Source organism: Immundisolibacter sp. (assembly GCF_028696615.1).
Classification (GTDB): Bacteria; Pseudomonadota; Gammaproteobacteria; order Immundisolibacterales; family Immundisolibacteraceae; genus Immundisolibacter.
Map to the genome: position 1 here is coordinate 3399 of NZ_JAQVGQ010000032.1, position 13932 is coordinate 17330.

The 13932-nt window shown below is 70.6% G+C and carries 14 protein-coding genes; all 14 read right to left on the minus strand.

All coding sequences use genetic code 11. The annotated features are described in order from the left end of the window. Window positions 1-334: 334 nt before the first annotated feature. Window positions 335-901, minus strand: a complete 567-nt coding sequence (locus tag PHC73_RS03775) for a DUF2946 family protein (protein WP_300124655.1) — start codon at window positions 899-901, stop codon at window positions 335-337. Next, entirely contained in the window at window positions 898-2253 is a 1356-nt protein-coding gene (locus tag PHC73_RS03780) for an MBL fold metallo-hydrolase (protein ID WP_300124658.1), read from the minus strand. The genes PHC73_RS03775 and PHC73_RS03780 overlap by 4 nt, the downstream gene beginning before the upstream one ends. A 2-nt stretch (window positions 2254-2255) precedes the next feature. Beyond that, the gene (rfaD, locus tag PHC73_RS03785; RefSeq protein WP_300124660.1) at window positions 2256-3248 is read right to left on the minus strand and encodes an ADP-glyceromanno-heptose 6-epimerase; all 993 of its coding nucleotides are present in this window, start codon (window positions 3246-3248) and stop codon (window positions 2256-2258) included. A gap of 109 nt (window positions 3249-3357) precedes the next feature. Next, window positions 3358-4329, minus strand: a complete 972-nt coding sequence (gene rfaE1 / locus PHC73_RS03790) for a D-glycero-beta-D-manno-heptose-7-phosphate kinase (RefSeq protein WP_300124662.1) — start codon at window positions 4327-4329, stop codon at window positions 3358-3360. Beyond that, window positions 4323-5036: an orotidine-5'-phosphate decarboxylase gene (pyrF, locus tag PHC73_RS03795; RefSeq protein ID WP_300124664.1), complete on the minus strand. Its 714-nt coding sequence runs from the start codon at window positions 5034-5036 to the stop codon at window positions 4323-4325. Before pyrF ends, rfaE1 begins: the two co-directional genes overlap by 7 nt. Window positions 5037-5062: 26 nt before the next feature. Continuing rightward, a complete protein-coding gene (locus PHC73_RS03800; protein ID WP_300124666.1) occupies window positions 5063-5353 on the minus strand; it encodes a LapA family protein in 291 nt (96 codons plus the stop codon). A gap of 135 nt (window positions 5354-5488) precedes the next feature. Beyond that, window positions 5489-7165, minus strand: coding sequence for a 30S ribosomal protein S1 (gene rpsA, locus PHC73_RS03805; protein ID WP_300124668.1), 1677 nt, complete (start codon window positions 7163-7165; stop codon window positions 5489-5491). Window positions 7166-7274: 109 nt separating this feature from the next. Then, window positions 7275-7973: a (d)CMP kinase gene (gene cmk, locus PHC73_RS03810; protein WP_300124671.1), complete on the minus strand. Its 699-nt coding sequence runs from the start codon at window positions 7971-7973 to the stop codon at window positions 7275-7277. Continuing rightward, a complete protein-coding gene (aroA, locus tag PHC73_RS03815) occupies window positions 7970-9271 on the minus strand; it encodes a 3-phosphoshikimate 1-carboxyvinyltransferase (RefSeq protein WP_300124674.1) in 1302 nt (433 codons plus the stop codon). The genes cmk and aroA overlap by 4 nt, the downstream gene beginning before the upstream one ends. Before the next feature lie 10 nt (window positions 9272-9281). Beyond that, on the minus strand, window positions 9282-10130 hold the full coding sequence (locus tag PHC73_RS03820; RefSeq protein ID WP_300124677.1) for a prephenate dehydrogenase/arogenate dehydrogenase family protein: 849 nt from the start codon (window positions 10128-10130) through the stop codon (window positions 9282-9284). Continuing rightward, a complete protein-coding gene (hisC, locus tag PHC73_RS03825) occupies window positions 10130-11233 on the minus strand; it encodes a histidinol-phosphate transaminase (protein ID WP_300124679.1) in 1104 nt (367 codons plus the stop codon). Before hisC ends, PHC73_RS03820 begins: the two co-directional genes overlap by 1 nt. Next, complete coding sequence (gene pheA / locus PHC73_RS03830; protein ID WP_300124681.1) at window positions 11230-12321, minus strand: prephenate dehydratase; 1092 nt, start codon at window positions 12319-12321, stop codon at window positions 11230-11232. Before pheA ends, hisC begins: the two co-directional genes overlap by 4 nt. A 26-nt stretch (window positions 12322-12347) precedes the next feature. Further along, window positions 12348-13514: a phosphoglycerate dehydrogenase gene (locus PHC73_RS03835; RefSeq protein WP_300124684.1), complete on the minus strand. Its 1167-nt coding sequence runs from the start codon at window positions 13512-13514 to the stop codon at window positions 12348-12350. Between the two features lie 23 nt (window positions 13515-13537). Next, a partial coding sequence (locus tag PHC73_RS03840; protein WP_300124686.1) for an aminotransferase class V-fold PLP-dependent enzyme occupies window positions 13538-13932 on the minus strand: 395 nt, incomplete at its 5' end.

Here is a 13932-nt window from a genome sequence, read left to right on the forward strand (position 1 = left end):
GAAATGAAATGGTTGCGGCGCTTGGCGCGCGTGTAGCGCAGGCCGATGAAGACCTCGTAGGGCTTGAACATGGTTCAGACGGACTCGTTGTCGGCGTAGGAACGCACTGATTCATTCAGCGCTTGCGGTCTGAGGCAGGGAGCCCCCGGCGAGCTTGAAAATCCCAGGGACGGAATTTTTAACAGGCCGTTGAAAAACGGCCTGCGCCCGCGAGGGAGGGATGCCTCGCAGGCAAATCAAATACGCAGGTATTTGATTGGTGGGAGCCGCGCCCGGACAGGTGCCGGGCGCGGCGAGTTGAAAAAGCGCAGGACCGCCCTTTTTCGACAGCCTGTCAAGCATTCGCATAGGCCCGGCCGGGATCGCGCACGAAGCCGCAGAGCGCCGGCAACCGGGCGGCGAGGCAGCGCTCGATCGGCACACAGCCGGTCGGCAGGTCGAGGAACAACGCCGGCGCCGCGCCGCCGGCCATGAGCTCGGCCAGCGCGGCCGCGTCGGCCGGCCGGCCGGCGGCATCGCACACCCGGTCGGCGAAGTAAGCCAGGCTCGCCTCGTCCACGCGCCCGGCGCCGAGCGCCGTCAGCAGCGTGAGCGCGCCCGCCTCGTCCAGATACGCCGCCCGCGCCGCGCCGGCCGGCTGATCGGTGTGGGCGATGAGCGCACCGTCGGCCGTGACGTGCAGCGCGTAGGGCGCGTAGTCGAGGCGCACATAGACGACCTGCGCGCCGTTTTGCACGCAGTAGCAACCGGCCGCGTCGCGAAAGTAATGGCGGTTCAGGTGCGCGCGCAGCGCCGGGTGCTCCACGGCCGCATCGCGGATCAGCCACACCCCGCGCGCGCTCAGGCGCAGCCAGCCGGCCAGCGGCTGCCCTGCCGACCAGACGGCCGGCGCGTCGGTCATCGCAGGCGCACCCGCTGGCCGTGCAGCGGCACGCTCGCCTGCCAACCCCGGCGTTCCTGCAGGCGCAGGCGCTGTGCATCGGCAGCGCCCTGCTCGCCGTGGGTGACGAACACCTGCCGCGGCGCCGGCAGATCGGCCAGCCAGCGCAGCACGCCCTGCCAGTCGGCGTGCGCGGACAGGCTGTCGATGCTCGCCACTTCGGCCCTGACCGGCAGATAGCGGCCGTGGACCTTGACCTCGCGCGCGCCCGCCAGCAGCGCCGCGCCGCGCGTGCCGCCGGCCTGGTAGCCGACCAGCAGGATGGTGTTGTGCGGATTCTCGGCGCGCGCCTTTAGGTGATGCAGCACCCGTCCGCCGGTCAGCATGCCGCTGGCGGAGATGATGATCATGGGGCTGCTACGCCCGTTCAGCGCGATCGACTCCTCGCGCTCGCGCACGTAGGTGGCGGTGGCGCACACGGCGCGCGCCTGGGCGGCGCTGAGGCGGTGCTCGCGCGAAAACCGGCACATGATCTCGCTGGCGTCGATGGCCATCGGGCTGTCCAGGAACACCGGCAGGTCCGGGATGCGCCCCTGCTGCTTGAGCAGGTGGATGTAGTACAGCAGCTCCTGCGTGCGGCCGACCGCAAAGGCCGGGATCAGCACCATGCCGCCGCGCGCAGCGGTGCGCGTGATCACGTCCTGCAACTCCTGCGCCGGGTCGGTCTGGCCGTGCAGGCGGTCGCCGTAAGTGGATTCGACGACCAGGTAATCCACCGGCGGCGGCGGCGCCGGATCGACCATGATCGGGTCGTCATAGCGGCCCAGATCACCGCTGAACAGCAGCCGCCGGCCGCCGGCCTCGATTTCCACGCTGGCCGCGCCAAGGATGTGCCCGGCCGGTTGAAAGCGCGCCCGCACGCCGTCGCAGGGCGTAAACCAGTCGTCGAAACCAGCCCGCTGCAGCGACGGCAACGCGTCGATGGCGTCCTGCTTGTCGTACAGCGGCAGCGCCGGGCGATGCTTGGAGAAGCCCTTGCGGTTGGCGTACTCGGCGTCCTGTTCCTGCAGATGCCCGCTGTCCGGCAACAGAATCTCGCACAGCGCCGCCGTGCCGGGCGTGCACCACACGCGCCCGCCGTAGCCGCGCTTGACCAGCAGCGGCAGGTAGCCGCTGTGGTCGATGTGGGCATGCGTGAGCAGCACCGCATCGAGCGTGTTCGGGCGGATCGGCAACGGCGCCCAGTTCTGCAGGCGCAGCTGCTTGTAGCCCTGGAACAGGCCGCAGTCGACCAGCAGCCGGCGGCCCTCGACTTCCAGCAAATACTTCGATCCGGTGACGGTGCCGGCGGCGCCCAGAAAGGTGAGGTTCATGATTACTCCCGGCCGGCGAGCAGATCGCGCACGTAGGCGGCGACGCCCTGCTCTGCCGGCGTGAAGGCGCCCGTGTAGCCGGCGCCGCGCAGGGCGGTCAGATCGGCCTGGGTGTAGCTCTGATAGCGCTCGGCAAGGCCGGGCGGGAAGTCGACGTACCGCAGCGCACCCGCGGCGACCAGCGCCGGCAGTTCCAGCGCCGGCTCGCCGGCCGCGGCGCGGCAAGTGTTGATGACCGCCTGCGCCACGCGGTTGAAGCTGGCCGCCTCGCCGCTGCCGAGGTTATAGACGCCGCTGGTCGGGTGATCGAGGAAATGCAGCACCACGCGCGCGATGTCCTGCACCGCCACGAAATCGCGCCGCTGCTCGCCATCCGCATAGCCGCCGCTGCCGCGAAACAGCTGCACGCGGCCCAGCTCGCGGTATTGCAAAAAAAACTGCCGCGCCACCGAAGCCATACGCCCCTTGTGCGCCTCGCCGGAGCCGTAGACGTTGAAGTAACGAAAGCCCGTCACCGGCGCCGCCAGATCATGCAATCGCCGGCGCAGATAGTCGTCGAACAGCAGCTTGGAGTAGCCGTAGACGTTGAGCGGGCGCTCGTTGGCCGGCTGCTCGGCGAACGTCTGGCTCGCCCCGTACACCGCCGCAGACGACGCATACAGCAGCGGCGCGCGCACCGCCTGGCAGTGCGCCAGCACCGCCTTCGAGTAGGCGTAGTTGTTGTCCATCATGTAGCGGCCGTCGAGCTCCATGGTGTCCGAGCAGGCACCCTGGTGCAGCACCGCCGTCAGCCGCGGCAGGTTGCCGGATTCGAGCCGCCGCAGGAACTCGCGCTTGTCCAGGTAGTCGGCAATCTGGCAGCCGACCAGGTTGCGGAACTTCGCCGAGTTCGTTTCGAGGTTGTCCACCACCAGGATGTCGGTCACGCCGCGCGCGTTCAGCGCCCGCACCAGGTTACTGCCGACGAAGCCGGCGCCGCCGGTCACCACGTACACGTTCAGACCTCCTTGAAAGCCTCGGCAAAATGCCCTTCAGGGCACCGTGCAGTGCGCTGCGGCTCGGTACCGGCCCGCGCTGCGCCGCGTAACTGCGGGCACACCGACGTCATTCCGCCCCTTCCCTGGCCAGTTCGGCCGCCACTTCCTGCACGCTCGCCGTCGCCGTGCCGAGTTTGCCGACCACGATGCCGGCGGCGAGGTTTGCCAGGTGCACCGCCGCCGCATCGTCCAGCCCGGCCGCGCCGGCCAGCGCCAGCGCCGCCACCACCGTATCGCCGGCGCCGGACACGTCGAACACCTCGCGCGCCCGCGCCGGGTCGTGCAACACCGGCGCATCGGCGCGGAACAGCGTCATGCCCTGCTCGCTGCGCGTGATGAGCAGGCGATCGACCTGCAACCGCCGCAGCCAGTCGGCCGCCTTGGCGCGCAGCTCGTCTTCGCCCTGCCACGGCCCGGCCACGGCGGCGAATTCGCCCCGGTTGGGGGTCAGCAGCGTGGCGCCGGCGTAGCGGTCGTAATCGTGGCCCTTGGGGTCGACGATCACCGGCCGGCCGGCCCGGCGCGCCCGCGCGATCAGCCCCGCCACCGCAGCCAGCGCGCCCTTGCCGTAATCCGACAGCACCACCACCTGCGCCCAGTCGAGGGCGTCGGCGAAGGCCGCGTCGAGCGCGGCCAACGCCGCCGCCACCGGGCGGGCCTCGAAATCGAGCCGGATCAACTGCTGGCTGCGCGCCAGCACGCGCAGCTTCAGCGTGGTCGCCAGCGCCGGGTCGCGCACCAGGCGCGCATCGATGGACGTTTCTGCCAGCAGCGCGGCGATGCGATCGGCCGCCTCGTCGGCGCCGACCACGGCCAGCAGCCGCGCCTGCCCGCCGAGCGCGACCACGTTGCGCGCCACGTTGGCCGCCCCGCCCAGGCGCTCCTCGCTGCCGCCCACCGCCACCACCGGCACCGGCGCCTCGGGCGAAATGCGCTCGACGGCGCCGAACCAGTAGCGGTCCAGCATGGCGTCACCCACCACCAGCACGCGCCGGCCGGCCAGGCGCGCCAGGTGCTCGGCCAGCAGCGCCCTCAGCACGGCGCCGGCGCGGGCAGGCTGGCCAGAATGCTCTGCAGGGCCGCCGCCGGATCGGCCGCGGCGGTGATCGGCCGGCCGATCACCAGATAGTCGGCGCCGGCGGCGAGTGCCGCCGCCGGTGCCAGCGTGCGCCGCTGGTCGCCCTGCGCATCGCCGGGGCCGCGGATGCCCGGCGTGACCAAGGTGAAGCCGCGCCCGAGCGCCGCGCGCAGCGGCGCGATTTCGAGCGGCGAGCAGACCACGCCGTCCAGGCCGGCATCCGCGCAGCAGCGCGCCAGGCGCAGCACCTGCGCGGCGGGGTCCGCCGCCACGCCGACCGCGGCGAGCTCGGCCTGGTCCATGCTGGTCAGCACCGTGACGCCCACCAGGATGGGTCGCCGCCGGGCCGACGCCACCGCCTCGGCCGCCGCCGCCAGCATGCGCGGCCCGCCGCCGGCGTGCACGTTGATCATCCACACGCCGAGCGCCGCCGCACTGCGGCAGGCACCGGCCACGGTGTTCGGGATGTCGTGGAACTTGAGGTCCAGAAACACCTCGAAACCGCGCCCCTGCAAGGCCTCGACGGCGGCCGGCCCGGCGGCCGTGAACAACTCGAGACCGATCTTCAGCCGGCACAGCGCCGGATCGAGCCGGTCGACCAAGGCCAGCGCCCCGGCCACATCCGGCCGGTCCACGGCGATCAGAATCGGCGGCTTGGCAGCGGACACGACAATCGGCCTCGACGGACAGAGAATCAGGAATGCGGTGATTGAACGTCGGTGGCGCGCGCCGTGAGCTCGGCCTCGAGCTCACGCTGGCGGGCCCGCAGGCGGCGCAGCTGGCGACTCGAGCGCCAACGCGCCGGTAGCGCCGCCAGCCAGCCCAGCAGCACGCCGCACGCCACCACCGCCAGCAGTAGATACGCCAGCGGCCACTCGGCGCTGCCGAGCAGGTAGTTCATGCGCACCGGCTGCGTGTTGACGCTGGCGAACAGCCCCGCCAGCACCGCCACCGCCAGCAACACCAGCAGTCGCACGCTACGCATCAGCCCCTCCATAAACGAAAACGGCGTGACCCGAGCCACGCCGTTCACGGGCTGCGCCGCCGCGACAGCCGGTCAAGCCCACGGCGGCGCCCGGTCGCACCGGCGGCACGCGGCCACCGGTGCGATCCGGTGCACTCAACGGCCGCGGTCGCCCAGCTGCTCCTTGAGCAGGTCGCCCAGGCTGGTGGTGCCGGTCACGTTGGAGGACCGGTAGTCCTCCACCGCGGCGGCCTCGTCCTTGAGCTCCTGTGCGCGCACCGACAGCTGAATGCTGCGCGACTTGCCGTCGATGGCGATGATCATCGCCTCGACCTCGTCGCCGACCTTCAGCACCTCGGTGGCATCCTTGACGCGTTCCTGCGCCACGTCGGCGGCCCGGATGGTGCCCTCGACGCCCGGCGCCAGCTCGACCACCGCCTGCCGCGGCTCCACCTGCACCACCTTGCCGGTGACGCGCGTGCCGCGCGGGTGCTCGGCCACGTAGTCCGACCAGGCGTCGCCTTCGACCTGCTTCATGCCGAGCGAGATGCGCTCGCGCTCGGGGTCGACCAGCAGCACCACGGCGTTGACCAGGTCACCCTTCTTGAGGTCGCGAATGGCCTCCTCACCGGGCTTGTCCCAGGAAATGTCGGTCAGGTGCACCAGACCGTCGATGCCACCCTCGAGCTCCACGAACACGCCGAAGTCGGTGATCGACTTGATGCGCCCGCTGACCTTGTCGCCCTTGCGGTGCAGGGCGGCGAACTCTTCCCAGGGGTTCATGCGGCATTGCTTCATGCCGAGCGAGATGCGTCGGCGCTCGCTGTCCACGTCGAGGATCATCACCTCGACCTGGTCGCCCGGCTGCACCACCTTCGAGGGCTGCACGTTGCGGTTGGTCCAGTCCATCTCGGACATGTGTACCAGACCCTCGACGCCGTCCTCGATCTCCACGAAGCAGCCGTAGTCGGTCACGTTGGTGACGGTGCCGAACAGGCGCGTGCCGACCGGGTAGCGGCGGGCGATGTTGACCCACGGGTCTTCCTGCAGCTGCTTGAGGCCCAGCGACACGCGCACGCGCTCGCGGTCGAACTTGAGAATCTTGACGTCCAGCTCGTCGCCGACCTTGACCACTTCGCTCGGGTGGCGCACGCGCTTCCAGGCCATGTCGGTCACGTGCAGCAGGCCATCGATGCCGCCCAGGTCCACGAACGCACCGTAATCGGTGAGGTTCTTGACCACGCCGTGCTTGATCTGGCCCTCTTCCAGGCTCTCGATCAGCGCCCGCCGTTCCTCGACATAGCTGTCCTCCAGCACGGCACGGCGCGACACCACCACGTTATTGCGCTTGCGGTCGAGCTTGATGACCTTGAACTGGATCTCGCGACCTTCCAGGTGCGTGACGTCGCGCACCGGGCGGATGTCGACCAGCGAGCCCGGCAGGAACGCCCGCACGTCGCCGACCATGACCGTGAAGCCGCCCTTGACCTTGTCGGTGATGATGCCGGTGATCGGCTCGCCCTTCTCGAACGCGTCTTCGAGCACCGCCCACTGCTTGTTAAGGCGCGCTTCTTCGCGCGACAGCTGGGTCTCGCCGTAACCGTCCTCGATGGCTTTCAGCGCCACCTCCACGGTGTCGCCGATGGCGCACTCGAGCTCACCGCGCTCGTTGCGGAACTCCTGGATGGGGATCAAAGCCTCGGACTTGAGCCCGGCGTTGACGGTGACGAAGTTGTCGTCCATGTCGACGACGGTGGCTTTGATGATGGCGCCCGGCTGCAGCTTTTTGCGCGACAGGCTTTCTTCCAGAAGTTCGGCAAACGATTCGGACATAAGGTTGTAACTGACAGGCTAGGCGGGTTCCGCGATCCGCGTCGATTCAAAAACTGCGCCGTCTTCGGGGGCCTTGGCCGCGAAACGGAAAACGCCGGCGCCCTGCCCCTCACGGGGCCGGGTGGTCGCCGACCGTCAGACCGCGCTCCTCAACATGCCCCATGATGCGGGCACATACTTGCTCCACCGTGAGCTCGCTGCTGTCGATGACGACGGCATCGTCCGCCGGGCGGAGCGGCGCGGCGGCACGCGAGGCATCCTGCGCGTCACGCCGCTGCAAATCATCCAAAATGGCGTCAAGACTAGCATCGACCCCGGCGGCGCTCAACTGCAGCCAACGCCGGCGGGCGCGCTGTTCGACGCTGGCGGTGAGGAATATCTTCAGCGCCGCGTCCGGGAACACCACCGTACCCATGTCGCGGCCCTCGGCCACCAGCCCCGGCGGGCGGGCAAACGCCCGCTGCAGCGGCAACAGCGCGGCGCGCACGCCAGCATGTACGGCCAGGCGGGAAGCGGCGCGCGCGCAGGCCTCCTCGCGAATGGCGGCCGTGACGTCGGCGCCGTCCAGCAGCACCTGCAGCGTGTCGGCGTGCAGGCGAAATTCGATCTTGAGGTGCGCCACCGCCTGCGCCAGCGCCGCGCCGTCGTCCAGATCGATGCCGTCGCGGGCGGCGGCCAGGGCAAGCAGCCGGTACAGGGCGCCGCTGTCCAGGTAATGCCAGCGCAGCGTGCGCGCCAGCCACAGGCTGACCGTGCCCTTGCCGGCGCCGCCCGGGCCGTCGATGGTGATGACGGGCACCGCGCTCATGATGCGCTGATGCCCAGCCCCAGGCCGCGCATGAGTTCGACGTAGCCCGGGAACGAGGTGCCGACGTTGGCGCAATCCCGAATCCGCACCGGCGCTGTGGCGCGCAGCGCGGCCAGACTGAAGGCCATGGCGATGCGGTGATCGCCGTGGCTGTCGACCACCCCGCCGCGAAAACGCCCGCCCTCGATGCGCAGACCGTCCGGCAGCGCCTCGACGGCGATGCCGAGCGCGGCAAGGCCCGCGGCGATGGCGGCGATGCGGTCGCTCTCCTTCACGCGCAATTCCTCGGCGCCGGTGATGAGCGTCTCGCCGTTGGCGCAGGCGGCCGCCACGGCGATGGCCGGGAATTCGTCGATGGCGAGCGGCACCAGTTCGGGTGGCACCGCGATGCCGCGCAGCGCCGACGCCCGCACGCGCAGGTCCGCCACCGGCTCGGCGCCGGCCTGCCGCGGATTGAGCAGTTCGATGTCGGCGCCCATGGCGCGCAGGATGTCGAGAATGCCGGTGCGCGTCGGGTTGACGCCGACGTTCTCGATCAGCAGCTCGCCCTCGCCGGCGATCAGCGCCGCCACCAGCGCAAAGGCGGCCGACGAGATGTCGCCCGGAATGGCGAACGAGGCAGCCTTCAGCGGCATGGCGCCACCCTCGATGCACACCCGCGCGCCGTCGCGCCGCACCGGTCGACCGAACGCAGTCAGCATGCGCTCGGTGTGATCGCGCGTCGGCGCGGGCTCGGTGACGCAGGTGCGGCCCTGCGCGTACAGGCCGGCCAGCAGCAGGCACGATTTGACCTGCGCGCTGGCCATCGGCAGCACGTAGTCGATGCCGTGCAGGGACTCGACCGGACGCAGCACAAGCGGCGGGGTGTCGCCCTCGGCGGCGCTGATGTCGGCGCCCATCTGCCGCAGCGGCGCGATCACCCGGCGCATCGGCCGGCGCGTCAGCGACTCGTCGCCGATCAGCGTGACGCCGAACCGCTGCCCGGCCATGAGCCCCGCCAGCAGGCGCATGCCGGTGCCGGAGTTACCCATGTCGAGCGGCCCCGCCGGCGGCGTGAGGCCGTACAGACCGACGCCGCGCACCGTGAGCACGCCCGCCTGTGGCCCGTCGATGGCGACACCCATGGCGCGGAACGCCGCCGCCGTCGCCAGGGTATCGGCGCCGGCCAGAAACCCCTCGAAGCGGCTGTCGCCATCGGCCAGCGCCGCCAGCATCACCGCCCGGTGCGAGATCGATTTGTCGCCCGGCACACGGCAGACACCGGCGATGCGCCCGCCGGGTGCAATCTCGAAATCCAACGCTATCTCCTCACGGTGGCAGGCGCCGCTGCGCCGCCTGGGCGGACGCGAACAGCGCCTCAAGATAGGCCGCGTCGCCGGCGTCGACCGCCGCCGTCAATTCGCCCAAACGCTCCAGGTAGCGGTGCAGGGCCAGACTGAGCTGCGCGCGGTTGGCGAGCGCCACGTCGCGCCATAGCAGCGGATCGCTGCCGGCCAGGCGGGTCATGCTGCGAAAACCGCTACCGATGAGGGCGTCGAGCCGCCCGTCGTCGGCCTCGGCGAACTGCCCCATCAGCGTGTAGGCCAGCATCTGCGGCAGGTGACTGGTGAGCGCGAGCGCCGCGTCGTGCTGATCGGGCGTGAGCTGCAGCACGCGCGCGCCGACCTGCTGCCACAGCGCCGCCACGCGCGCGGTGGCGGCGGGATCGGTGTCGGCGGTCGGCGTCAACACCACCGTGCGACCGGCGAACAGGCCCTCGACGCTGGCGGAAAAGCCGCTGTGTTCGGTGCCGGCGATGGGGTGCCCCGGCACGAACCGCGCCGGCAACCGCCCGCCGCAGGCATCGGCAACGTCGCGCACCACCGAGCCCTTGGTGCTGCCGACGTCCGTGACCACCGCGGTTGCCGGCAGCAACGGGCGGATGCGCGCATACAGCTCGCGCAGCGAACCGACCGGCACTCCGAGCACCACCACCTCGGCGGCGGCGAGTGCCGCAGCCCAGTCGTCCGCCACCGCGTCGACGATGCCGAGCTCGACCGCCGGCGCCAGCTTGGCCGCATCGCGCCCACAGGCGGTGACGCGGTGCCCGAGGCGGCGCAGGTCACGCGCCAGCGAGCCGCCGATCAGGCCAAGGCCGATGACGACGATGTTCGCCATCAGGCGGCGAGCGCGTTCGGCAGCGCGGCCAGCAGGCGCTGCATCTGCTGCGGCGTGCCGATGGTGATACGCAAATGCCGCGGCATGCCGTAGGGCGCCAGCGGGCGCACGATGATGCCCTCGCGCAACAGCGCCTCGTACACCGGCCCGGCCGGGCGGCCGACGTCGACCGCGATGAAGTTGCCGACCGACGGGATGAAATCGAGCCCGAGCCGCCGGCAGGCGTCGGCGAGCTGCGTGAGGCCCTGCGCGTTGAGCTCGCGCGAGCGCGCCACGTGCTCCTCGTCGGCCAACGCCGCCACACCCGCGGCCAGCGCCAGGTTGTTGACCGAAAACGGCTCGCGCAGGCGGTTCAGCAGATCGGCCATCTCGACGCTCGCCACCCCGTAGCCCAACCGCAGGCCGGCGAGTCCATAGATCTTCGAGAACGTGCGCGAGACGATGAGGTTCGGAAAGCGCGAAAGCCAGGCAAGACCGTTCGGGTAGTCGGGCTCGCTCACGTACTCGCAGTACGCCTCATCCAGCACCACCACCACGTGTTCGGGCAGTGATTCCAGAAACGCCAGCAGCTCGGCGGCGCGGTGCCAGGTGCCGGTCGGGTTGTTGGGGTTGGCGAGGAAGACCAGCCGCGTGCGCTCGCCGACCGCCGCGCGCATGGCCGGCAGATCGGCGCCCCAGTCCCGCGCCGGCACCGTCACCACCCGCCCGCCGGCGCTGACCGCCTCGGTGGTGAAGATGGCGAACGCATACTGCGCCACCACCACCTCGTCACCGGGATTCAGAAACGCCCGCGCCACCAGTTGCAGGATCTCGTTCGAACCGTTGCCGAGCACGAGCTGATCGGCGCCGACGCGAAGCGCCGCCGACAGCGCCTGCTTGAGCGCGAAGCCGTGGCTGTCCGGGTACAACTCCACCTCGGCCAGCGCCTCACGCGCCGCGGCCAGGCCGAGCGGGCTGGGGCCGAGCGGGTTTTCGTTCGACGCCAGCTTGATGGCGCCGCTGATGCCGTACTCGCGCTCGAGTTCCGACAGCGGCTTGCCGGGCTGGTAGGGCTGCAGCGCCCGCACGCCGGGCGTGGCCAGATCACGAACCGAAAAACTCATGCGGCATCTCCGGTGGCGCGCGGGTAGGCGCCCAGCACCTTGCACAACGTGGCCACTTCGCGCAGCTCGGCGAGCGCCTGCTGCACCGGCGCGTCCTGCGCGTGGCCTTCGATGTCGACGAAAAACACGTACTGCCAGCGCCCGGTGCGGGCCGGGCGCGATTCGATGCGCGTCATGGAAATGCCGTGCCGGCGCAGCGGCTCGAGCAGGGCGGCGAGCGCGCCCGGCCGGTTGCCGGTGGACAGCAGCAGCGAGGTCTTGTCGCGCCCGGACGGGCTCGTGTCCTGCTTGCCGATGACCAGAAAGCGCGTGGTGTTGCCGGGTTCATCCTCGATGTTGGCGGCCAGGCGCGGCAGCTCGTACAGCCGCCCGGCCGACTCGCCGGCAATCGCCGCCGCACCGGCCTCGGCGGCCGCGCGACGCGCCGCCTCGGCATTGCTGCTGACCGCCTCGGTGCGCACGCCCGGCAGGTGCGCGGCCAGCCAGCGCCGGCACTGCGCCAGCGACTGGGCGTGCGAGTAGACGACGCTGATCGCACCCAGGCCCGCCTCGCGGCTGAGCAGCTGCTGATGCACCGGAAGTTCCACCTCGCCGCACACCTTCAGCGGCGAGCTGAGGAACATATCCAGCGTGTGCGTGACCGCGCCTTCGGTGGAGTTTTCGATCGGCACCACGCCGTAGTCGGCGGCGCCGGCGTCCACCTCGCGGAACACCTGCTCGATGGTGGCCTGCGGCAGGCTGGTGACCGACTGGCCGAAATGCTTGTGCGTGGCGTCCTGCGAAAACGTGCCGGGCGGCCCGAGGTACGCCACCGTCAGCGGCCGCTCGAGCGCCAGACACGCCGACATGATCTCGCGAAAAATGTGCGTCACCGCGTCGGCCGGCAGCGGACCTGGGTTGTCGGCCACCACCCGCCGCAGCACCTGCGCCTCGCGCTCGGGCCGGTAGAAGGTTGTCTCGCCGACCGCCTGCTTGACCTCGGCCACCTGCTGCGCGCAGCGCGCCCGCTCGGCCAGCAGGCGCAGCAGCTCGCCGTCGATGGCGTCGATGCGGCGCCGGATGTCGCCAAGGCGCTCGTCGAGTGTCATGCCTCCCCCGCCGCTGGCGCTGCCGATCAGGGGCAGCGCACCGCCAGCACGCCGGCGATGGAGCGAATCTTCGCCAGCACCTCGGCCGGCACCGGCCGGTCCACGTCGACCAGCGTGTAGGCGAGCTCGCCGCGCGATTTGTTGATCATGTCGATGATGTTCAGGCCCGCGCTGGCCAGCGCGGTGGTGATCTGACCCACCATGTTCGGCACGTTGGCGTTGGCGACGGCGAGCCGCACCCCGCCCTCGGCGCGCGGCATCACCACGGCGGGGAAATTGACCGCGTTGGTGATGTTGCCGTTCTCGAGGTAGTCGCGCACCTGATCGGCCACCATCACGGCGCAGTTCTCCTCCGCCTCGACGGTGGAGGCGCCCAGGTGCGGCAGGGCGATGACGCGCGGGTGCTTGAGCAGGCTGGGCTTGGGGAAATCGCTCACGTAGTAATGCACGTGGCCGGTCTGCAGCGCCGCGGCCACGGCCTCGGTGTCGACGATGCCGGCGCGGGCGAAGTTCAGCACCGTGAGTCCCGGTCGGGCCAGGCGCAGCGTGTCGGCATTGACCAGCCCGCGGGTGTGATCGTTCAGCGGCACGTGGAAGGTGATGAAGTCGGCGCGGGTGAAGACCGCCTCGACGCTGGTGGCGCGCTCGACCTGCGCCGACAGCTGCCAGGCGCCCTCCACGGTGATGCCGGGGTCGTAACCCACCACCTTCATGCCCAGCGCCAGCGCGGCGTTGGCCACCTGACGACCGATGGCGCCCAGCCCCACCACGCCCAGCGTGCGCCCGGGCAGCTCGAAACCGGCGAACTGCTTCTTGCCGGCCTCGACCGCGTGCTCGATGGTCTCGGCGTCGCCCTCGAGCGAGCGCGTGTACTCCCAGGCCTGGCAGATGTTGCGCGCCGCCAGCAGCAGGCCGGCGATCACCAGCTCTTTGACCGCGTTGGCGTTGGCGCCCGGCGTGTTGAACACCGGAATGCCGCGGTGCGACAGCTCGGCCACCGGGATGTTGTTGACGCCGGCGCCAGCGCGGCCAACCGCCAGCACCGAGGCCGGAATCGGCATGTGGTGCAGGTCGGCCGAGCGCAGCAGGATGGCGTCCGGGTCGGCCAGGTCCTTGCCGGTCTGGTAACGGTCGGCCGGCAGGCGGGCGAGGCCGGCCTTGGAGATGTTGTTCAGGGTCAGGATGCGATACATGGCGGTGCCTCTGGAGGTCCGGGTCAGCCGTAACGACGCTCGAAGTCGACCATGAAGTCGACCAGCGCCTTGACGCCGGCCAGCGGCATGGCGTTGTAGATGCTGGCGCGCATGCCGCCGACGCTGCGGTGGCCCTTGAGCTGCACCAGACCGGCCTTTTTGGCCTCGGCCAGGAAGGTGGCGTCCAGGTCCGGGTTGGCCAGCGTGAACGGCACGTTCATGCGCGAGCGGCTGGCCGGCTCGGTCGGGCAGTGGTAGAAACTGCTGCGATCGAGCAAGCCGTACAGCAGCTCGGCCTTCTCGATGTTGGCCTTCTCGACCGCCCGCATGCCGCCCAGCGCCAACAGGTGCTTGAACACCAGCCCCGCCCCGTAGATGGCGAATGTGGGCGGCGTGTTGTAGGCGGAATCGTTCCCGG